We start from the raw sequence: 21,574 nt of genomic DNA, 5'->3' as shown, positions 1-21,574 counted from the left end.
AAAGCATCAGAGAAGGGAGGCTTTGCCTCCCTTTTTTTATCCCCGTGTGGTTTTAATCGTGAACAACGCTTGACGCTAGAGTGTGGTGGCATTTTGCCGTGAAGTGTTGTTAATTTCCGTTTTTCTCTTATTTCCTTTCTCGACGATAGCGATCTAACATGAGTTCTATTGATACTCTTCTTGCCGCTGCTTTAGCTGCGCTCAATGAGGTACAAGACGTCGTGACCCTTGAGCAGGTCAAAGCGCGTTATCTCGGCAAATCAGGTGAAATTACCGAATTATTAAAACAATTAGGTAAATTACCTCCAGAAGAAAAGAAACAAGCTGGCCAAGCGATTAACGCAGCCAAACAACAAGTTGAGGCGGCGATTGCTGCTCGTCGTGAGGCCCTAGCCGAAGCTCAGCTTGCCGCACAACTGGCAGCAGAAGCCTTAGATGTCACCTTACCTGGCCGTGGTTTGCGTCAGGGCGGTCTGCATCCAGTGACCCTGACCTTAGAACGCATTACCAGTCTATTTCGTTCTTTGGGCTTTGAAGTCGCGGATGGGCCAGAAATCGAAACCGATTTTCACAACTTCCAAGCTTTAAATATCCCAGAAAATCATCCTGCTCGTGCGATGGCGGATACCTTCTATGTCGAAGGTGGCGATGTGTTGCGTACCCACACGTCCCCCATCCAAATTCGCTACATGCTGCAACACCAGCCCCCAATTAAAATCATTGCACCCGGTCGGGTTTATCGTGTTGACTCAGATGCAACTCACTCGCCGATGTTCCACCAAATGGAAGGCTTATGGGTAGATGAAGGGGTCAGTTTTGCCGACTTGAAAGCGACCATGACCGATTTCTTGCGTCGTTTCTTCGAGCGCGATGATCTGCAAGTGCGTTTCCGTCCTTCTTTCTTCCCGTTTACTGAGCCATCTGCAGAGATTGATGTCTTGGGTGAGCGTGGCTGGCTCGAAGTGGGTGGCTGTGGCATGGTGCATCCCAATGTATTGCGTAACGTCAATATCGACCCTGAAAAATATACTGGCTTTGCCTTTGGCATCGGTCTAGATCGCTTTGCCATGTTGCGTTATGGCGTGAATGACCTGCGGTTATTCTTTGAAAACGATCTGGCTTTCCTTAAGCAATTCCAATAATCGTGGGTCAGCAAGGACGATAATATGAAATTCTCAGAACAATGGTTGCGTGAGTGGGTCAACCCCAACTTGGCGAGCGAGGCATTGGGTCATTTGTTGACCATGGCAGGGTTAGAGGTTGAATCACACACTACAGCGGCTCCCGCTTTTTCTGGCGTGGTGGTAGCGGAAGTGAAATCTGTGCGTAAGCACGAAAATGCCGACCGTCTGCGTGTGTGTGAAGTCGACATTGGCACCGGCGAGTTGCAACAAATTGTGTGTGGTGCACCCAATGTCAGCGAAGGGGCAAAAGTCCCTTGTGCAACTCTGGGCGCCCTTTTGCCGGGTGATTTCAAAATCAAAGCCACTAAAATGCGCGGTGTGGCATCAAATGGCATGTTATGTTCTGGCCAAGAATTGGGTATTCCCGACGGTGTCGATGGCTTATTGTTATTGCCGCAAGATGCGCCAGTTGGAGTCAATTTGCGCGATTACTTGGCATTAGACGACACCGTTATTGAACTGAAAATCACCCCAAACCGTGCCGATTGTTTAAGTATTCGTGGCATTGCTCGTGAAGTGGCAGCCCTGACTGCTTCCCCATTGCAGGCACCTACTGTTTCCCCTGCTCCGGTGACGATCACCAGTCAACGTGGGGTGAAATTGTCAGCGGGGGCGGCGTGCGGTCGTTACCTCGGCCGCGTGATTGAACAAGTTAATGCCCAAGCGTCAACGCCAGCATGGATGAAGCAACGCCTTGAACGTGCTGGTGTGCGTTCAATTTCCGCGATTGTGGATGTCACCAATTTTGTGCTACTCGAGTTGGGGCAGCCTTTACACGCCTTCGATCACAACAAACTGCAGGGAGATATCGAGGTACGTCTGCCACAGGTTGGTGAACGGATGACGTTGCTGAATGGTAAAGAAATTGCTCTTGATGCTGACATGCTGTTGATTACCGACCAAACTGGACCGGTGGCATTAGCAGGTGTGATGGGTGGGGCAAATAGTGAAGTAGATGACAACACGACGGCTGTGTTTCTCGAATCGGCGTTCTTTGCACCAGAAGCCATTGCTGGCCGTGCTCGTCGATTAGGTTTTAGCTCGGATGCTTCCTTCCGCTATGAGCGTGGCGTTGACTTCACGCTACAAGCTGAGGCGATGGAACGGGCGACGGCTTTAATCATTGACATTTGCGGTGGCGTGGCAGGGCCAGTGGTGGAACAAGTGACGGAATTGCCTGCCCGCAAGCCCGTGGCTGTGCGAGTTGACCGTGTGAACCGTGTGTTAGGCATGTCGTTGACTGCAACTGAAATGGCAGCAATTTTTGCCCGCTTAGGTTTGCCGTTTGAACAGCAGGCCGATAGTTTTATCATCACTCCACCAGCAGCACGTTTTGATTTGGCGATTGAGGAAGATTTCATCGAAGAAATCGCCCGTGTGTATGGCTATGATGCCATCCCCGCTGACAATATTCGTGGCCGTCTGGCAATGTTGCCATTGCCGGAACAGCAGACTCCACGGGCGGAATTGCGCCGAGTATTGGTGCAGCGCGATTATCAAGAAGTGGTGACCTACGCTTTTGTTGATGAGCAGTGGGAAAACGATTTTGCTGCCAATACGACACCGATTCGTCTGATCAACCCGATTGCTAGCCAGATGAGCGTAATGCGCTCGACCTTGTTAGGTGGCTTACTCGATACCTTAAGCCACAATCTCAAACGCAAACAAAACCGAGTTCGTGTATTTGAGATGGCGCGTGTTTTTCTCAAAACGGCCACTGGTGAAGTCGAACAACCCGAAAAATTGGCAGGCTTGGCGTATGGCACTCGCTTTGCCGAGCAGTGGTCTTATCAAGCAGAAAAAGTCGATTTCTTTGATGTCAAAGCGGATATCGAAGTCTTGTTCTCACCACGACAGCTGACTTTCCGCCGCGCAGCCCATCCAGCCCTCCATCCGGGTCGTTGTGCTGAGGTGTTGCTGGACGGCAAAGTGGTCGGCATTTTGGGTGAGCTGCATCCGCAATGGGTACAGAAATACGATTTAGTGGCAGCGCCTATCTACTTTGAACTTGATTTACAGCCGCTGTTAGCACGACACACCATCCAAGCCCAAGCCGTGTCGCGCTTCCCTGCAGTACGTCGTGATTTGGCTTTGGTGGTGGCAGATACGCTAGAAGTTGATGCTTTGGCAACCACATTGCGCGCTGCAGCATCCCACTTGGTGACAGAGATTGCTTTGTTCGATGTCTATCGTGGTAAAGGCGTGGAAGAAGGGAAAAAGAGTCTTGCTTTCAAGGTGTTAATGCAGGATACTGCCCGCACGCTCACAGATGCAGAAGTAGATTCTGTGATGCAAGATTTGATCGCGGCTGCAGCAAACAGCCATGCCGCTCAGCTCCGTCTGTAATGTCCCCTGCCTAAATTGATTCAGGCACCGGTATGTCAAATCATACCGGTGGTGGGGTATATTTTTACCATTGTATTGAGGATTGTTATGACGCTGACTAAAGCGGAACTCTCGGATTTGTTATTTGATAAAGTTGGCTTGAATAAGCGTGATGCTAAGGATATGGTAGAGTCGTTTTTCGAAGAAATCCGACTGGCGCTTGAAGAGGGACAATCGGTCAAATTATCAGGTTTTGGTAATTTCCAATTGCGTGATAAACCACAGCGTCCAGGCCGTAATCCAAAAACTGGCGAAGAAATTCCAATCACTGCCCGTCGGGTGGTGACTTTCCATGCCAGCCAAAAACTCAAGGGAATGGTAGAGGATCATCATGGCGCAGCCCGTGGCTAAGATGCCGCCTATTCCTGCCAAGCGCTACTTCACGGTCGGTGAAGTGGCGCAGTTAGCAGGGGTAAGTGTTGAACAATTACGAGAGTGGGAAAGCGTTTTCCTGCCCCTACAACCTCGTCGCAGCATGGCACAACGTCGCTATTATCAACATCATGAAGTGTTGATTGCACGCCGTTTGCGTACCTTGTTAGTCGATGAGGAATACACCCTCAATGGCCTGCGCCGTCGCCTGCGTGAACGCGATGGTCTGAGTCCTGCCCAATTACGAGCCGAACTCCAAGGCTTGTTGTCTTCTGCCCAAGCCCCGTTATTAGCTACGCGCTGAGGCGGCGGCCTTTTTTGAAATGATTATGCTGCCTAGTGTGACTCATCGTTTGGCCTCCGAACTCAATGTTCGTGAGGCCCAAGTCGTTGCTGCCGTTGGTTTATTGGATGAAGGGGCCACGGTTCCCTTTATTGCGCGTTATCGTAAAGAAGCCACTGGGGGACTAGATGATACCCAGTTGCGTGAATTGGCAGAGCGTTTGCAATACTTGCGCGAGCTGGATGACCGCCGCGAGACCATCCTCAACAGCATTCGTGAACAAGAAAAACTGACACCTGCGTTGGAAGCTGCTTTATATGCGGCGGAAAACAAAACGACGTTAGAAGACCTATATCTCCCCTATAAGCCCAAACGCCGCACCAAAGCACAGATCGCGCGTGAGGCAGGGTTGGCACCATTGGCAGAGTCTCTGTTAGACGATCCTTCACAATCACCAGAACAAGCGGCACAGCCCTTTATTGCCGTTGATAAAGGAGTGGCTGATGCAAAAGCTGCACTCGATGGTGCGCGTGCAATTTTGATTGAGCGTTTTGCCGAAAATGCCGAGTTACTGGGTGAGTTTCGCCAACATCTATGGCAGCATGCCGTCTTGGTGGCGCGTTGTGTCGAAGGTAAGGCACAAGACGGGGCTAAATTTGCTGACTACTTCCAATATCAAGAAACACTTAAAACCCTTCCTTCGCATCGCGTACTGGCGATGTTGCGTGGACGCAATGAAGGGGTACTCACCCTTGCGGTGCAGTATCAACCAGAAGACACACCGGTGACTGAGCGCAGCTATTACGAACAAAGAATAGCCCAGCACTTTGCCATCAGTGACCAAGGCCGCCCAGCCGACCGTTGGTTACTTGATACGGTTCGCCTATGCTGGCGCGCTAAAGTGTTTTTGTCGTTGGAGTTGGAACTGATCCAAACTTTGCGTGAACAGGCTGAAACCGAGGCAATTCAAGTGTTTGCACGTAACGTGCAAGACGTGTTGTTGGCGGCACCTGCAGGGCCTCGTGTCACGATGGGGCTGGACCCCGGTATTCGGACTGGCGTGAAAGTGGCGGTGGTTGATCGCACGGGCAAACTGTTGGAAACGGCAACTGTCTATCCCCACGAACCGCGTCGAGAATGGGATAAATCGCTGGCAGTGTTGGCGGCATTGGTGAAAAAACACCGTGTCGAACTGATTGCGATTGGTAACGGCACGGCCAGTCGCGAAACGGATAAATTGGCTGCTGAGTTGGTCGCGCAGTGTCAAACTGACTATAAGCTGCATAAATTGATGGTGTCTGAAGCGGGGGCTTCGGTGTATTCGGCCAGTGAATTAGCGGCGAAAGAATTCCCTGATTTGGATGTCAGCTTGCGTGGGGCAGTATCGATTGCCCGCCGCTTACAAGATCCCTTAGCTGAACTGGTCAAAATCGACCCAAAATCGATTGGTGTTGGCCAGTATCAACATGATGTTAATCCTTCGCGTTTGGCGCGATCTTTGGATAGCGTGGTCGAGGACTGTGTTAACTCGGTTGGGGTGGATGTCAATACGGCTTCGGTGCCACTGTTGACGCGGGTATCAGGATTGAATAGCACCTTGGCGAATAATATTGTGCAGTGGCGCAATCAACATGGTGCCTTCCGCAGCCGCAAACAGCTACTCGATGTCCCGCGTTTGGGTGAAAAAACGTTTGAACAAGCGGCGGGTTTCTTGCGCATTATGCAAGGAGACAATCCTCTCGATGCTTCGGCAGTGCATCCAGAAGCGTATCCTGTCGTCGAAAAAATTTTGGCGACGGTCCAGCGCAATATCCAAACTGTGATTGGCGATAGCCAATTACTCAAAACATTGCGTCCACAGGATTTCACTGACCAGCGTTTTGGTGTGCCCACGGTAGCCGATATTTTGCGCGAATTAGAGAAACCCGGACGTGATCCCCGCCCTGAGTTTAAGACCGCGACGTTTGCCGAGGGCGTGGAGTCGCTGACCGATTTGCAGGTGGGCATGGTGTTGGAAGGCGTGGTCACCAATGTGGCTAACTTCGGTGCTTTTGTCGATATTGGTGTGCATCAGGATGGTTTGGTACATATTTCCGCGCTATCACACCAATTTGTCAGCGATCCGCGCAAAGTGGTCAAGGCAGGGCAACTGGTCAAGGTCAAGGTGTTAGAGGTGGACGTGGCGCGTAAACGGATTGCCTTAACCATGCGCTTAGACGATGAACTAGGGACAACGGCGACTGCTCGTCAAGGGGGCAATCGCCGCAGCGAGGGTGCGCGTGCTGCAGCAAAACCTGCATCACGAGACAACGCCCCGCCGCGTAATCAAGCGATGGCCGAGGCATTGGCTAAACTGAAACGCTAATCGCCTTGAAACAACTGCGCCTTGAGCTGGCGCAGTTGATCCCGCAGCTCAGCGGCCTGCTCAAAGCGCAGGTCGCGTGCCGCTTCTAACATCGCCTTCTCTGTATCTTTAATCCGCTTAGCCAGCGTTTTTTCATCTAAGACACTGCTATTGGCTTCAAAACGTGCCGCCGGTTCGGCGGCGTAAACCCCATCAATCATATCGGTGATTTTCTTCGCTACCCCGCGTGCCACAATGCCATGCTTGATGTTGAATTGTTGTTGCTTTTCGCGGCGTCGGGCAGTTTCTTCCATCGCTCTTTGCATCGAAGGAGTGATGCGGTCGGCGTATAAGATGGCCGTTCCGTGTAAATGCCGCGCTGCTCGGCCAATGGTTTGAATCAAAGAGCGTTCACTGCGTAAAAAACCTTCTTTATCTGCATCTAAAATCGCGACCAGACTGACTTCGGGGATATCCAAACCCTCACGCAATAAGTTAATCCCAACTAAGACATCAAATACCCCAAGCCGCAGGTCTCGAATAATCTCAACCCGTTCTACCGTATCAATATCCGAGTGGAGATAGCGCACTTTAATGCCGTGTTCGCTGTAATAGTCGGTGAGCTGTTCTGCCATTCGCTTAGTCAAAGTGGTTACTAACACGCGCTCACCTTGTTGAACACGTAAGGTGATTTCACTCATTAAATCATCCACTTGACTTAATACCGGCCGCACAATCACTTCTGGGTCGATAAGGCCGGTTGGCCGCACTAATTGTTCGACCACTTGGCCGCTGTGCTCATTTTCATATACCCCGGGGGTGGCAGAAACAAAGATGGTTTGTGGCATCAAACTTTCAAATTCCTCAAACCGTAATGGGCGGTTATCCATCGCCGAGGGCAAGCGAAAGCCATATTCCACTAAATTTTCTTTCCGTGCGCGGTCACCGCGATACATCCCGCCAATTTGTGGAATCGTGACGTGGGATTCATCAAGAAATAGCAAGGCATCGGGGGGCAGATAATCAAATAGCGTCGGTGGCGGCGAGCCAGCCGGCTTGCCGGAAAGATGGCGCGAGTAGTTTTCAATGCCCTTACAAAAGCCCATCTCGTACAACATTTCTAAATCAAAACGGGTTCGTTGCTCCAGCCTTTGCGCTTCCACCAATTTGCCCTCTTGTTCAAATTGCCGTCGACGTTGATTCAGCTCGAGTTTGATCGCTTCACAAGCGCGTAACACTGTGTCGCGTGGTGTGACATAGTGGCTTGAGGGGAAGACAGTAAAACGGCTCACTCGTTGTTTAATATGGCCAGTGAGGGGATCGAATAGATGAAGACTTTCGACTTCTTCATCGAACAGCGAAATTCGAACGGCCAATTCAGCATGTTCTGCCGGAAAAATATCAATAATGTCGCCACGCACGCGGAACGAGCCACGGCTGAAATCGCTGTCGTTACGTTCATATTGCATGGTGGTGAGGCGGCTGATGATACTTTGGCGACTGTGACTTTCTTGTTCCCGTAGATACAAAATCATCTGGTGGTAGTCGCTGGGGTCGCCGATGCCATAGATGGCACTGACTGTGGCCACAATGACGACATCGCGCCGTTCCAACAAGGATTTGGTGGCCGACAGCCGCATTTGTTCGATGTGTTCGTTGATTTGTGAATCTTTTTCAATAAACAAATCCCGACTGGGGACGTAAGCCTCAGGTTGATAGTAGTCGTAGTAGCTAACGAAATACTCCACCGCATTGTTAGGGAAAAATTCGCGCATTTCTGCGTAGAGCTGTGCTGCCAGCGTTTTGTTGGGCGCCATCACCAACGCCGGCCGCCCAGTCTGTGCAATCACATTGGCCATGGTGTAGGTTTTGCCTGATCCCGTGACACCAAGCAGGGTTTGATACGCCAAGCCCTGCTGCAAACCAGCATAGAGTTGTGCAATCGCTTGAGGTTGATCACCGGCAGGTGGAAAGGGTTGGTGCAGGTTAAAAACCGTAGCAGCGTTGACCATGTGGCAGAGACTCAAAGATAAAGACAAAAGACCGTCAATTGTATTGGTCAGATCTGCCAAGATAAAGTTGCATTTGCCGAGGGGGATGGTGATGCGGTCTGTCTAGACTCGATGTCCCATGTGCTCAACGCAGAATTTGCCTTTTCTACTTGAAAAATGGCAGCGGCTTTTTCCCCAGAAATTGGTAAAACAATTGCAAAACAAAAATAAATATGTGTCCTAATGATATTTTCTATTTGCCTTTTGTCCGAGATTCGTTAATAATGCGCGTTCGTTTTGCTCAGCTTGCGTTATTGCAACGCTTCATCGATATCTGGCCCCCCGTCGATTTTCTCTTGATTCGGCACTTTGGTTGGCATCGATGTATTTGCCGACCGTCTTTTGGAACCTGTAGACGACCCTCCGGTTTATTAGCTGTCACTCCACGTTATGTTCGAGTGCGCTTACCGTATTGTCTAAGTTCAGCATGACGCCGTGCTTGGCGCTGGGCGCCCACTTGACTTATTGCCCTTTTAAGGAAATCTTGTGTCCGATTTTTCGACCGTAGAAACTATTGCCTCCTCCCAAGCTGATACCGCTGTACCTTCTTTTACCGAATTGGGTCTTGAAGCACGTATTGTTGCTGCTCTGACCAAAAATAACCTGACAACACCAACGCCTATTCAAGTTCAAGCGATTCCTTACCTGTTGCAAGGTAAAGACTTGATTGCATCGGCACAAACCGGTACCGGTAAAACGGCTGCCTTTATGTTGCCTGCGCTGCATCGCTTAAGCGAAAACGTGCGTGGTCAAGGCCGTGGCCCTCGTATTTTGGTGTTGACACCAACTCGCGAATTGGCGCAGCAGGTCTCTGACGCCTCCCGCATGTTCTCTCGTGAAATGAGCCGTGTTTTCACCCTGTGTGTCACGGGTGGGATGCCTTTCCGTGCTCAGCGTGAAGCTTTGTCGCGTCCAGTAGAAGTGTTGGTCGCAACCCCTGGTCGCTTGTTGGATTTGATCGAAGCGCGTGTGGTTGACTTCCGCCGCTTAGATACATTTGTCCTCGACGAAGCCGACCGTATGTTAGATATGGGCTTCTCTGATGACGTGTTGGCGATTGCAGAACAACTGCCAAAAGAACGCCAAACGGTGTTCTTTACTGCCACCATGAACAACACCGTGAACGATTTCGCTGCTCACTTGCTGCGCGATCCTGCCACGATTGAAATTGCTGCGCGCACTGAACGCCACGAAAACATCGAACAAAAACTGTGCTACACCGACGGTTTGGAACACAAACGCAAATTGTTAGACCACTTCTTGCAAAGCGATGAAGTGCGTCAGGCAATTATTTTCACCGCAACAAAACGCGATTGTGACCAACTGGCGAATGAATTAGACGCCAGCGGTATCCGTGCAGCGGCATTGCATGGTGATATGCGCCAACGTGACCGTCAACGTACTGTTGACAGCTTAAAACGTGGCCACTGCGATATCTTAGTTGCTACCGATGTGGCAGCGCGTGGTTTGGATATTGCGGGTATCAGCCATGTCTTTAACTTCGATTTGCCAAAATTTGCTGAAGATTACGTTCACCGCATTGGTCGTACTGGTCGTGCTGGTGCGAAAGGCGTCGCGATTTCCTTAGTGGGTCGTATCGATGTCGGTCCATTAAAACGCATCGAGCGTTTCATTGGCCAACGCTTAGAAGAATTGCAAGTCAACGGCTTAGAAGCCCGTTTCCGTCCTGCCCCTGCTGCCGCTGGTCGCGGTGGTAAACCAGGTGGTGGCGGTGGTGGTTTTGGTAAGCGTCAAGGCAGTGGCTTTAGCAAAGGTCAAAGCCGTGGTTTCTCGGGTGGCCAAGATCGCGCTCCACGCGGTGGTGATGGTGACTGGAAACGTTCACGCGATAGCCAAGGCTTTGCTGGTGATGTTGCCCGTACGCCACGTGGCGAAGGCCGTAGCTATAGCGGTGAACGCAACACAACCGAACGCAACTTTGGTCAAGAACGTAGTTTTGGCGGCGGTGCTCGTCGTACCGAAGACGGCAACAACAGTGGCCGTCGTGAATACGGTCAAGGCCGTGGCGGTTTCGATGGTCAACCACGCGCTGGTTTTGATGGTCAACATCACGGCGGTTTTGGTAACGGCGGCAACCGCAGTGGTTTCTCTGGCCATCGCGAAGCGCACGGTCATCGCAACGAAGGCAGCAGCCATCGTAGCGAAGGTGGTCGTTTCTCCAGCAATGGTGGTGGTCAGCGTCAAGGCCACGATAGCCGTGCACCACGTAGCTTTGGTGGCGGTGGTGGCCAACGCCGGAACTTCCGCGACACGGTATAATCGAATGCTGCCATTGCCTTAAACAATGGCCATTCAATGTCTTACGACGGCTCTTAACTTTGTTTAAGGGCCGTTGTTGTTTATTCAGGATAGTTTGTCATGTGGAAAAAAACGGTAGTGGTGTTGCTGACGAGTACCTTATTGGCCCCTTTAACTTGGGCTAACGATCCGGTGGCGACGCGGCAAGCTGAATTTAAAAAAATCCTGCGGGCGTTCGAACCGATGGGGATGATGATTCGTGGGGCAAAGCCCTATCAAGCACAGCCTTTCCAACAACATGCGTTGGCGCTGCTCAATAGCCACAACACCCCGTGGCAATACTTCCCTCCCGGTTCCGATCGCGGTAAAACCCGTGCAAAAGCCGAGATTTGGACCCAAGCGGCTGATTTTCAGGCAGAACAACAGCTATTTTCTTCGCGTGTAAAAGCTTTGCACCAAGCCACCACCGCCCAAGCCGATTTAGCAACCCTACGGGCACGCTATGGTGAAGTGGCGCAAAGCTGTAAATCCTGTCACGACAGTTTCCGTAGCAAAGTCTTGCCTTAAACCGAATTGCCCATCACATCCGGTTCACGTTCTAACAGCACGCCATAGCATGTAGCGACGGTGTGCTGCACATGCTCGGCCAGCGCCATTATGTCCGCTGCGCTGCCTCCGCCGTAATTGACCAACACCAACGCTTGTTTTCCATGCACCCCGACTGGCCCTTGCCGATAGCCTTTCAAACCAGCCCGATCAATTAACCAACCTGCGGCCAGTTTGTTACCGTGGTGGGCGAGGGTAGGGTGTTGGGCTATTAAACGCTGTAACGTTGCATCATCTACCAGTGGGTTTTTAAAGAAACTACCGGCATTGCCTAACTGTTTTGGGTCGGGTAGCTTACTTTGGCGAACAGTCATGACTGCCTGTGCAACGGCCTGTGGTGTGATGGTGTCCCACTGTTGTAGCACGAGTTTGAGATCGCCGTAGTCATAGCGTGGTTGGGCGTGTTTAGACAGTTGAAACTCGACTGCGGTAATCAACGCGCGGTGTCGCCATTGCCGTTTAAATATGCTGTCGCGGTAGGCAAACTGACATGCCGCCGCCGATAAACGGTGAGTTTGTCCGCTCTCTAAGTCGATAAATTCGACTGTCTCAATCCATTGCCCAACTTCCACTCCATACGCGCCAATATTCTGTATCGGTGCTGCACCGACGGTACCCGGAATCAGGCTGAGGTTTTCAAGGCCATACCATCCTTGAGCCAGACAAAATTGCACAAACTCATGCCAATTTTCTCCCGCCGCAACGCGGATCTTCACCTGTTGATCGTCTTCGCTGAGTAAGGCAATGCCTTTGACAGACATCAGCACAACGGTACCGGCCAAATAGGGAGGAAGTAATACATTACTGCCTCCACCTAAAATCCAACGTGGGCCGTGACGAAAGCCATGATCGGCAACCAAGGCAGGTAGTTGTTCCGCTTGCGTGAGGGTGAATAAGCGCTCTGCCCGTGAGGCAAAACCAAAGCTGTTGTAAGGCTGTAAATCAGCATCAAAAATTGGCGTTAACATCGTCATGGCTAGGCAGTGGTGTGACGCTGGCGGTGTAAGCGCTGGCGACTGATATGGTTTAAGTAAGACACTAATAAAATGGCGGCAACAGTCAGGCTAATGGTCAGTGCCAACCAAAAACCATGCGCGCCCAATGGCCCGTCGAGACCGAGTGAAGCTATTGGGGGCAGATATAAGCCAAACCACACACCCATGCCCAATCCCACGCCCCAAAATGAAACCGCATGAATGACCATCGGAATGGTGGTGATTTTATAACCACGCAAGGCACCCGAAGCAATGGTTTGTGTGGCATCGACAATCTGAAATAAAGCGGCAAACAGCAGCAACGCACTTGCCAATTCAATCACCTGTGGGTCGGGGCTGTAACCACGGGCAATGCCTTCACGCCCCAACAAAATCAGCAAGGCGGTAAGCAATGCCAATAACAGCCCAGCCAACACCCCGACCCGACTTTTAAAACGCGCGGCTTGATAGTCACCAGCACCGATGGCTTGCCCGACGCGGACACTCAATGCGGTGCCAAGGCTTTGTGGGATCATATACAACAGGCTAGAGACATTGATCACCACTTGGTGGCTGGCAACGACGACAGTGCCGAGTTGTGCCACGAATAGTGCGACAAAGCTAAATGCGCTGACTTCGAGAAAGAACGACAGTGCAATGGGGGCCCCAAGGTGGATGATGTTGCGCTGTTGAGCAAAGTCTGGCCACTCCATCTGCTGAAACAACTTAAAACCGCGATAAGGTGCCGCCCATGCCACATAGCCCCCGAGTGCCAAAGCAGAAAACCAAAACACCAGTCCTGTTGCCCAGCCACAACCCGCCCCTCCGAGTGCTGGCAGTCCAAACCAACCATGAATAAAGAAATAATTCAGGGGAACATTCAAAATCAACGCCAAAACACTGACCACCATAATCGGTTTGGTGTGATTCAGGCTGGATGAGGTGGCATGGAATACCCGAAATAATAGAAATCCCGGTACACCGAGTGCGGCTCCAATCAGATAGATTTTGGTCTGTTCTGCGACTTGGCTTTCAACGCCTAACATGGCGGGGACAGTATAGGCCAGCCCCAAGGTTAACAATAAACCGATCACGCCAAGTGCCAAGCCCATCCACAAACCTTGCCGAAAACTGCTACCAATCCGCTGATGTTCTTGTGCGCCAAAATGATGGGCGATGATGGGATTTAAGGCCATCAACAAACCCGCAAACGTGATGGTGACGGTGATTAAAATGCTTGAACCGAGCGACACCGCTGCCAAATCAGCCGTCCCGACACGCCCAGCCATGACGGTATCGACAAAACCGGTGGCGACTTGGGCAATTTGCGCCACCATCATCGGCAATGCCAAGGCCAGCAAAGCACGCATTTCACGCAAACTTGCCGAACGTTGAAATAAATCAGCAACCATAAGCCATAACAAAAAAACCCGCTTCAGCAAAGATAAGCGGGTGTTGGGTGAGTGAAAATCTGTCAAGCAATGTACGCCCTCCGCCTGCAATGGTCAATGCTCGATAGGGGTGCAGTCTGGTGCAGCGCACTGGCTCATGCAATAATCTGCGGTTCGGAGAATATTGACAGAAGCATCCCCTATCATGGCCTACACCCTTTACGACAAGCTTTGGAACAGTCATGTCATCCGCGAAGAAGCCGATGGCACTGTGCTGTTATATATCGATCGTCACTTGGTACACGAAGTGACCAGCCCACAAGCCTTTGAAGGCTTAAAATTGGCTGGCCGCAAACCGTGGCGAATTTCTTCCATCGTCGCTACTGCCGACCACAACACCCCGACTACCGATTGGGATAAAGCGGAAGGGACGGCAGCCATTGACGACCCTATTTCACGGCAACAAGTGGAAACGTTGGATGCCAACATCCGCGAAGTGGGCGCGTTAGCGTATTTCCCCTTCAAAAATATCAACCAAGGGATCGTGCACGTGGTTGGGCCTGAACAAGGCGCAACCCTGCCGGGAATGACCGTGGTGTGTGGTGATAGCCATACGTCGACCCACGGTGCCTTTGGCTGCTTGGCTCACGGTATCGGTACCTCAGAAGTCGAGCATGTCTTAGCGACACAAACACTGGTGGCGAAAAAATCGAAATCGATGTTAGTCCGTGTCGAGGGTGATTTAGGCGCTGGCGTGACGGCTAAAGATGTGGCTTTGGCCATCATCGGTAAAATTGGTACCGCTGGCGGCACCGGTTATGCGATTGAGTTTGCAGGTTCAGCCATTCGTAGCCTGTCGATGGAAGGCCGGATGACCTTGTGTAATATGGCGATCGAAGCCGGTGCGCGTGCTGGCATGGTGGCGGTGGATGAAAAAACCATTGAATACGTCAAGGGCCGTCCCTTTGCGCCAAAAGCAGAGGCATGGGAGGCTGCTGTCGCGTATTGGAATACCCTGCATTCTGACGAAGGCGCACAGTTTGATACCGTGGTGGAATTGCCTGCTGCCGAGATTGTGCCTCAGGTCACATGGGGGACTTCACCTGAAATGGTGATTGGGGTCGATGGCCGCGTGCCCGATCCGGCTTTAGAAGCCGATCCGGTGAAAAAGGGTAGCATTGAGCGTGCCTTGAACTATATGGGCTTACAGGCCAACACCCCGATTACCGAAATTGCTGTTGATAAGGTGTTTATTGGATCCTGTACCAATTCTCGGATTGAAGATTTACGTGCGGCAGCTGCCGTGATTCAAGGCCGGCAAAAATCGCCTTCAGTGAAACAGGTCTTGGTGGTACCGGGTTCGGGTAATGTGAAAGCACAAGCAGAACAGGAAGGCTTGCATTATCTGTTCTTGGCTGCTGGTTTCGAGTGGCGTGAACCGGGGTGCTCGATGTGCTTGGCCATGAATGCCGACCGTCTCGAGCCGGGTGAACGCTGTGCCTCGACGTCTAACCGCAACTTTGAAGGCCGCCAAGGTCAAGGTGGACGGACCCACTTGGTTAGCCCTGCGATGGCTGCGGCTGCCGCAATCAGTGGCCACTTTGTTGATATCCGCCAGTTCTGAGAGAAAACACTATGAAAGCGTTTACGCAACTCAATGGCCTTGTCTGCCCACTCGACCGCGCTAACGTCGATACCGATGCCATTATTCCAAAACAGTTTTTGAAATCGATCAAACGCTCTGGTTTTGGCCCGAATTTGTTTGATGAATGGCGTTATCTCGACCACGGTGAACCCGGTCAAGATTGCAGCCAACGGCCACGCAATCCTGAATTTGTGCTGAATTTCCCACGCTATCAGGGTGCGCAAGTGCTGTTAGCTCGTGAAAACTTTGGTTGTGGTTCGAGCCGTGAACATGCACCTTGGGCACTCGAAGACTACGGTTTCCGCGTTGTGATTGCCCCAAGTTTTGCCGATATTTTCTTTAACAACTGTTACAAAAACGGTTTGTTGCCGATTGTCTTAGCCGCCGAAGCGGTCGATCAGCTATTCCGTGAATGTGAAGCCCAAGACGGCTATACCCTCACCGTCGATTTGGCACAACAAACCGTCACCACTCCCGGCGGTACTTCGTTCGCGTTCGACATCACTGAACATCGCAAACATTGCTTATTAAATGGTTTGGATGAAATTGGTTTGACGTTGGCCCATGCTGAAGCAATCCGTCGTTATGAAGAAGCGCGACGTCAGCAACAACCTTGGTTATTCGCCTAACTGGCTGATTCAACGAAAGCACACTGCTCATGAAAATTGCTGTTTTACCGGGTGATGGGATTGGCCCAGAAATTATTGAACAAGCCAAGCGGGTGTTAGACGCCCTGCGTAGTGACGGTTTGCCGATTGAAATGGAAGAAGCACCTTTGGGTGGGGCGGCGTATGACCAATATGGTCAGCCTTATCCCGATGTGACGCAAAAATTGGCTCGCGAAGCGGATGCGATTTTATTGGGCGCAGTCGGTGGGCCACAGTACGACACCCTCGACCGTCCACTCCGTCCAGAACGCGGTTTGTTGGCGATTCGTAAAGACTTGAACCTGTTTGCGAATTTGCGTCCGGCCATTTTGTATCCTGAACTGGCGAATGCTTCTACCTTGAAGCCTGAGGTTGTCGCTGGTTTGGATATTCTGATCGTGCGTGAATTAACGGGGGATATCTACTTTGGTCAACCACGCGGTGTAGAAGTGCGCGATGGCGAACGCTTCGGTTACAACACCATGCACTACACCGAAAGCGAAATCCGCCGTATTGGTCGGGTGGCGTTTGAAGCGGCGATGAAGCGCAACAAGCGGGTGTGCTCGGTTGACAAAATGAATGTGCTGGAAACCACCCAATTATGGCGCGATGTGATGACCGAATTGGCACCAGAATATCCGGAAGTCGAACTGACCCACATGTTAGTGGACAACGCGGCTATGCAGCTGGTGAAAGCGCCAAAACAGTTTGACGTGATGGTTACCGGCAATATGTTTGGCGATATTTTGTCCGATGAAGCCTCGATGTTAACCGGTTCGATTGGGATGTTGCCTTCGGCATCGCTCGACGCCAATAACAAAGGCTTGTACGAACCCTCCCACGGTTCGGCACCCGACATCGCTGGCAAAGGGGTGGCAAATCCGCTGGCAACGATTCTGTCTGCTGCCATGATGTTGCGCTATACCTTCAATCAGGAACAAGCGGCACAGCGTGTCGAAAACGCGGTGAAGGCCGTGTTAGCACAAGGTCTGCGTACCGGTGATATTTACGAACCTGGCACCCACCGCGTCGGTACCCGTGAAATGGGCGATGCTGTGTTAGCGGCACTGTAAGCCGTGTGACTGGATCAAAATCAATTTTTGAATAGATAAAGGATAGATGATGTTAAAAGTCGGTTTAGTTGGCTGGCGCGGGATGGTCGGTTCAGTGCTGATGCAGCGCATGGTAGAAGAAAATGATTTTGCCCATATCGAGCCGATTTATTTCACCACTTCTAACCCCGGTGGTGCTGCACCAAGCTTTGGTGGCAAAACCGCCCCTGCACTGAAAGATGCGAAAAATCTCGACGAGCTCAAAGCATGTGACGTGATTATCACCTGCCAAGGTGGCGACTACACCAACGAAGTGTACGCCCCATTGCGTGCGACTGGTTGGGATGGGTATTGGATTGATGCTGCCAGCGCGCTGCGGATGGAAGATGAAGCAGTCATTATCTTAGATCCAGTCAATATGAATGTGATCAAAGAGTCCCTCGCTAAAGGCGGTAAGACATTCGTAGGTGGGAACTGCACCGTCAGTCTGATGTTGATGGCACTGGGTGGTTTGTTCCAAAACGATCTGGTTGAGTGGGCGACATCGATGACCTACCAAGCGGCGTCGGGCGCTGGTGCGAACAATATGCGCGAATTGCTCAAAGGCATGGGTGCCGTGAATGCGGCTGTGGCTGCTGAATTGGCCGACAAAAACAGCGCGATTCTCGACATCGATCGCAAAGTGGCAGAGTTTATCCGTTCTGATGCCAACCCAACTGAATACTTCGGTGTGCCGTTGGCTGGGAGCTTGATCCCTTGGATTGACAAAGATTTGGGCAATGGTCAATCGAAAGAAGAATGGAAAGGCGGCGTTGAGACCAATAAAATCTTGGGTCGTGCAACCAATCCTATCGTGATTGATGGCCTGTGTGTGCGGATTGGTGCCATGCGTTGCCACAGCCAAGCGCTGACCATCAAACTGAAACAAGATCTGCCTGTTGCCGAAATCGAAGCCTTGTTGGCCAAAGCCAACGATTGGGTAAAAGTGGTGCCAAACCAGCGCGAAGTGTCGATGAAAGAATTGACACCAGCAGCGGTGACAGGGACTTTGACCGTACCAGTGGGTCGTATTCGCAAACTCGGCATGGGTGGTGAATATATCAGTGCCTTTACCTGCGGTGACCAACTGTTGTGGGGTGCGGCTGAGCCACTGCGTCGTATGTTGCGTATTGTGTTGGACAAGTAATCTGAAGGTGTGTGGGGGCAGCTACTGCCCCCATGCGGCATCAGCAAGGGCATCATCTGCGATGCCCTTTTTAGTGAATGTGTGGGTTGCTGTTTTGTTGACGGTTTTGCAATTAAATTCACCTTTATTTGGCTAAAGCGTGTTGTTTTTGCAACAAGTTTTCACGCTGTTTTATGTATTTTTTAGGATGTTTTATGTCTCACATGGTTTCTTCTTCTGCGATTGCAATTATTGGTGCCACAACCGTGGTGGGTGGTGCAATTTGTGATTTACTCGCTGGCGCCAGTTGGCCGCTGGCAAATGTCCATGCTCTCGATTTGGCCGATTTGGCCGGCGAATCTGTTTATTTTGGTCATCATGAGTTAACCGTCGGTGACTATCACGACTTTGATTTCACGCAGGTACAAGCCGTGGTGATCTGCCATGCGGCCGTGGCACATGACAGCGATTTAGCGCGTGAATTACAACAACTTGGGCTGTTGGTGGTGTTGGCAGTGGATGACGTAGCCAATTGTTGGCCGCAGGCAGTACGCGCTTTACACAAAACCGTAGCAACCACTGCGGTGGCTTTGCCTTTGCCGGTGGTCAGTGTCTTGGCACAAGCTTTGTTGCCGATTCAACAACATACCCGCTTGCGTCGGGTGTCGGCTGTCAGTATGGAAGCGGTATCAGATTATGGTCAGGCTGGCATTGAAGAGCTGGCTTCGCAAACCACCGCCTTGTTTAATCAACAACCGTTGATTAACGACATTTTTCCTCAACGGATGGCGTTTAATATTCTGCCACTGTCACAAGCAGAGCAAGACCAAGCACAACAACAGTTGGCACAACTGTTGCTGTTGACTGAAGACAATGTCACTGTGCGCCGTCATCGGGTGCCGGTGTTTTTTGGTCATACCTTAAATGTTGAAATAGAAACAGAAATGCCCGTGGATATCGAGGCGTTATGCGAATGGTGGCGGGCCGCAGGGTGTGTCGTCTTGGCAGAGGAAGCCTTAGCAGATGCGAATCCAATGTCGGTGACTGGCCAAGATACCTTGACTATTGCCCGTATCAATCGCGCAGAAACGCAAAAATCGCTGTTGAATTTCTGGTTGTGTGCCGATAATGTGCGGGTTGCGGTTGCAAAACCTGTGCTAGAACTGCTGGCAACAGGACAGTAAAATATTGCGACACCCGTAAAATCACGACACACTTGATAGCTTGTGTCAGTTTACGGCTTGGGTAGCGTGGCTATTCAGGACCATAAAAAATTCTACGCAATAAGAAAAAGGTGGGCTGTGAACTTTTCCCCGACTTTCCGACGAAATGTGCTGGCGACTTCTTTATTGCTGTCTGCCGCACCGGCTATGGCTGCCGAGCTGGGTGCCTTGCGGATTACTTCTGGCTTGGGTCAGCCATTTCGGGCTGAATTAGAAGTGAGCGATGTTGCAGCCAACGACTTAAAAATTCGTATTGCCTCGGCTGATCAATTTAAACGTAACCGCTTGCCCTATCCCGAATTTCTCCGTGATGCGGTGATCTCAGTCGAGAAAAAAGCAGATGGTAAAGCGGTGGTGCGTTTGGCCTCGCCGACGCCTGCTCGTAGTGCTTATGTTTCAGTGTTATTGGATATTGAAACAGCAGGGAAAACTCGTTCACAGGCGCTAACCGGTCTTATCGGTGGCCCTGCTACCCCCCCAGAAAAAACCACTGCCAAAGAAGAGGCCGCTGGTCCATTGGCCAATGGTAAAACCTATCCTGTTCGCACCGGTGATACGTTGTCTGGTATTGCCAGTAAAGTAAAGCCAAGTGGCGTGAGTTTGGAACAGGTGATGGTCGGGTTGTATGAAACCAATCCCCGTGCTTTTGCTGGCAATATGAACATCGTGATTGCCGGCAAAACATTAAACGTCCCTCCAAAAAATGAATTGGCCAAAACGCCGCCTGCTGAAGCGCATCGCGAGGTACAGGCACAGGTTGCCAACTGGCGTGCTTATCGTGGCCGTGTAGCGGATATGGCGTCGCAACAAACCGGACAACAGCGCGCACCAGACACCACTAAAGGTCGTATTGTCGCGCAAACGCCTGAAACTGCGGCACCGAGTGCTGATGCAGGGCGGGATGTCTTACGTTTATCTCGTGCTGATGAGAAAGCGTTAGCCAATGCACAGAAAAAAGTGCAAGTCTTAGAGGAAGAATTGGTTGCGCGTGATAAAGCGATAGACGAGGCAAATGATCGCATCAAAGAGCTGGAAAAAAATGTCAGCGATATGAAAGCCTTATTAGAGCTGAAAAATAAGGCACTGGCTGAACAGCAAAACCGCAGTGAAGGTAAGCCCGATCCGGCCCAAGCGCCTGCCACAGAACAAGCTGCTCCGGCTGCCACCAAACCTGCTCCCGTTGAAAAAGCAGCGATACCCGAGCCAGAAGAAGAACCCATTTGGCCGTGGGCGGCAGGTGGGGCAGCTGGTCTAGCCGCCGTGTTAGGGGGCCTATTCTATTGGCGTCGCCGGCAAGAGCAAAAAACGGAAGAATTGGCGGCTGTTGATGAGGTGATTGCTACTGCACCACCGCTGCCACCTGAGCCGGTGATTGAGCCAGAGCCGGAACCTTTACCTGAGCCGGTTGCAGTTGAACCAGAGCCACCTGAAATGTCTCAAATCGTGGCTGAGCCGCTGTTGGAGGCGGTGGTGTCTGAAACAGAAACACCGCCACCTGCGGCTGCGCCAACGCCACCGCCCGGCGCACTGTTAGAGTTCACAGAAGATTTCGACATGTTGGCCATCCCCGGTCAACCCGCATCTCCACCGGTCAGCGCGGCTATTCCTCCTGCACCGAGCCCAGCCGATGCAATTCCTGAGTTGGAAATGGAAGCTTTGCTAGACGATTTAGAAGAAGTGGTTCCTGCGCCGGCAGTTTTAACTGAAGCTGTCCCGCCGCCTGCGTTAACGCCAACGGCAGAAGACGCAGAAATTGATGCCATGATGGCGATGTTTGCCGAAGATTTGTCTGGTACACCAGTACCAACACCGGCGCCTGCGCCTGAACCAGAGGTGATTCCTGATGACGAGGTAGTTGAACCTGAGCCAGAAGCAGTACCTGCGCCAGTGGCCGAACCGCCTAAGCCTGAGGTAGAAAACCCGATCCTCGATTTTGACTTTGCCATCGATGATATTCTGGCCGAACCGCCACCCCTGTCTCTTATACACATCT

Annotated in this window: 16 protein-coding genes; 13 read left to right on the top strand and 3 right to left on the bottom strand. The window is 51.4% G+C overall.

Annotation, left to right across the window (positions count from 1 at the left end; translation table 11 throughout):
• Positions 1–158: 158 nt before the first annotated feature.
• The 5 genes from pheS (at position 159) to ACTBZS_RS04105 (ending at position 6,589) form a co-directional block, all read left to right on the top strand.
• Positions 159–1,142, top strand: a complete 984-nt coding sequence (gene pheS, locus ACTBZS_RS04125) for a phenylalanine--tRNA ligase subunit alpha (protein WP_022653090.1) — start codon at positions 159–161, stop codon at positions 1,140–1,142.
• Between the two features lie 24 nt (positions 1,143–1,166).
• On the top strand, positions 1,167–3,530 hold the full coding sequence (gene pheT / locus ACTBZS_RS04120) for a phenylalanine--tRNA ligase subunit beta (protein ID WP_463043353.1): 2,364 nt from the start codon (positions 1,167–1,169) through the stop codon (positions 3,528–3,530).
• An 87-nt stretch (positions 3,531–3,617) separates the two neighbouring features.
• Complete coding sequence (locus ACTBZS_RS04115; protein ID WP_022653088.1) at positions 3,618–3,920, top strand: integration host factor subunit alpha; 303 nt, start codon at positions 3,618–3,620, stop codon at positions 3,918–3,920.
• Complete coding sequence (locus tag ACTBZS_RS04110) at positions 3,901–4,245, top strand: MerR family transcriptional regulator (protein WP_022653087.1); 345 nt, start codon at positions 3,901–3,903, stop codon at positions 4,243–4,245. The genes ACTBZS_RS04115 and ACTBZS_RS04110 overlap by 20 nt, the downstream gene beginning before the upstream one ends.
• A gap of 25 nt (positions 4,246–4,270) precedes the next feature.
• The gene (locus ACTBZS_RS04105) at positions 4,271–6,589 is read left to right on the top strand and encodes a Tex family protein (RefSeq protein WP_463043364.1); all 2,319 of its coding nucleotides are present in this window, start codon (positions 4,271–4,273) and stop codon (positions 6,587–6,589) included.
• Here ACTBZS_RS04105 and uvrB read toward each other — a convergent pair.
• On the bottom strand, positions 6,586–8,580 hold the full coding sequence (gene uvrB / locus ACTBZS_RS04100; RefSeq protein WP_463043352.1) for an excinuclease ABC subunit UvrB: 1,995 nt from the start codon (positions 8,578–8,580) through the stop codon (positions 6,586–6,588). The two genes, ACTBZS_RS04105 and uvrB, sit on opposite strands and share 4 nt — an antisense overlap.
• Positions 8,581–9,105: 525 nt before the next feature.
• Here uvrB and ACTBZS_RS04095 point away from each other — a divergent pair.
• Complete coding sequence (locus ACTBZS_RS04095; protein WP_463043351.1) at positions 9,106–10,899, top strand: DEAD/DEAH box helicase; 1,794 nt, start codon at positions 9,106–9,108, stop codon at positions 10,897–10,899.
• Between the two features lie 99 nt (positions 10,900–10,998).
• On the top strand, positions 10,999–11,445 hold the full coding sequence (locus ACTBZS_RS04090) for a c-type cytochrome (protein WP_460430775.1): 447 nt from the start codon (positions 10,999–11,001) through the stop codon (positions 11,443–11,445).
• Here the strand turns inward: ACTBZS_RS04090 and murB are convergent.
• Together murB and ACTBZS_RS04080 are read right to left on the bottom strand one after the other, a co-directional pair.
• Positions 11,442–12,452, bottom strand: coding sequence for a UDP-N-acetylmuramate dehydrogenase (gene murB, locus ACTBZS_RS04085; RefSeq protein WP_463043350.1), 1,011 nt, complete (start codon positions 12,450–12,452; stop codon positions 11,442–11,444). The two genes, ACTBZS_RS04090 and murB, sit on opposite strands and share 4 nt — an antisense overlap.
• Positions 12,453–12,460: 8 nt before the next feature.
• Positions 12,461–13,882 (bottom strand): MATE family efflux transporter, encoded by a 1,422-nt coding sequence (locus ACTBZS_RS04080; protein ID WP_463043349.1) that lies wholly within the window; start codon positions 13,880–13,882, stop codon positions 12,461–12,463.
• 169 nt (positions 13,883–14,051) lie between these two features.
• Between ACTBZS_RS04080 and leuC the strand changes: the two genes are divergently transcribed.
• The 6 genes from leuC to ACTBZS_RS04050 form a co-directional block, all read left to right on the top strand.
• The gene (gene leuC / locus ACTBZS_RS04075) at positions 14,052–15,473 is read left to right on the top strand and encodes a 3-isopropylmalate dehydratase large subunit (protein ID WP_463043363.1); all 1,422 of its coding nucleotides are present in this window, start codon (positions 14,052–14,054) and stop codon (positions 15,471–15,473) included.
• Positions 15,474–15,484: 11 nt separating this feature from the next.
• Positions 15,485–16,123: a 3-isopropylmalate dehydratase small subunit gene (leuD, locus tag ACTBZS_RS04070; RefSeq protein WP_460430772.1), complete on the top strand. Its 639-nt coding sequence runs from the start codon at positions 15,485–15,487 to the stop codon at positions 16,121–16,123.
• 29 nt (positions 16,124–16,152) lie between these two features.
• Positions 16,153–17,214, top strand: coding sequence for a 3-isopropylmalate dehydrogenase (gene leuB, locus ACTBZS_RS04065; protein WP_460430771.1), 1,062 nt, complete (start codon positions 16,153–16,155; stop codon positions 17,212–17,214).
• Positions 17,215–17,263: 49 nt separating this feature from the next.
• Positions 17,264–18,379, top strand: a complete 1,116-nt coding sequence (gene asd, locus ACTBZS_RS04060; protein WP_463043362.1) for an aspartate-semialdehyde dehydrogenase — start codon at positions 17,264–17,266, stop codon at positions 18,377–18,379.
• A gap of 194 nt (positions 18,380–18,573) precedes the next feature.
• Complete coding sequence (locus ACTBZS_RS04055) at positions 18,574–19,542, top strand: Asd/ArgC dimerization domain-containing protein (RefSeq protein ID WP_463043348.1); 969 nt, start codon at positions 18,574–18,576, stop codon at positions 19,540–19,542.
• A 117-nt stretch (positions 19,543–19,659) separates the two neighbouring features.
• Positions 19,660–21,574: type IV pilus assembly protein FimV (locus tag ACTBZS_RS04050; protein ID WP_463043347.1), on the top strand; the 1,915-nt coding region annotated here is incomplete at its 3' end.

Source organism: Aquaspirillum sp. (assembly GCF_055136605.1).
Note: the sequence above shows the minus strand (reverse complement) of the source record. Positions and strands in the feature narration are given on the sequence as shown.

Bases quoted from the DNA above. Each gene is read 5' to 3' on its own strand.
- leuD (WP_460430772.1), top strand. From the start codon at position 15,485: ATGAAAGCGTTTACGCAACTCAATGGCCTTGTCTGCCCACTCGACCGC.
- leuB (WP_460430771.1), top strand. From the start codon at position 16,153: ATGAAAATTGCTGTTTTACCGGGTGATGGGATTGGCCCAGAAATTATT.
- pheT (WP_463043353.1), top strand. From the start codon at position 1,167: ATGAAATTCTCAGAACAATGGTTGCGTGAGTGGGTCAACCCCAACTTG.
- ACTBZS_RS04055 (WP_463043348.1), top strand. From the start codon at position 18,574: ATGTCTCACATGGTTTCTTCTTCTGCGATTGCAATTATTGGTGCCACA.
- ACTBZS_RS04105 (WP_463043364.1), top strand. From the start codon at position 4,271: ATGCTGCCTAGTGTGACTCATCGTTTGGCCTCCGAACTCAATGTTCGT.
- pheS (WP_022653090.1), top strand. From the start codon at position 159: ATGAGTTCTATTGATACTCTTCTTGCCGCTGCTTTAGCTGCGCTCAAT.
- asd (WP_463043362.1), top strand. From the start codon at position 17,264: ATGTTAAAAGTCGGTTTAGTTGGCTGGCGCGGGATGGTCGGTTCAGTG.
- ACTBZS_RS04090 (WP_460430775.1), top strand. From the start codon at position 10,999: ATGTGGAAAAAAACGGTAGTGGTGTTGCTGACGAGTACCTTATTGGCC.
- ACTBZS_RS04115 (WP_022653088.1), top strand. From the start codon at position 3,618: ATGACGCTGACTAAAGCGGAACTCTCGGATTTGTTATTTGATAAAGTT.
- ACTBZS_RS04110 (WP_022653087.1), top strand. From the start codon at position 3,901: ATGGCGCAGCCCGTGGCTAAGATGCCGCCTATTCCTGCCAAGCGCTAC.
- uvrB (WP_463043352.1), bottom strand. From the start codon at position 8,580: ATGGTCAACGCTGCTACGGTTTTTAACCTGCACCAACCCTTTCCACCT.
- murB (WP_463043350.1), bottom strand. From the start codon at position 12,452: ATGTTAACGCCAATTTTTGATGCTGATTTACAGCCTTACAACAGCTTT.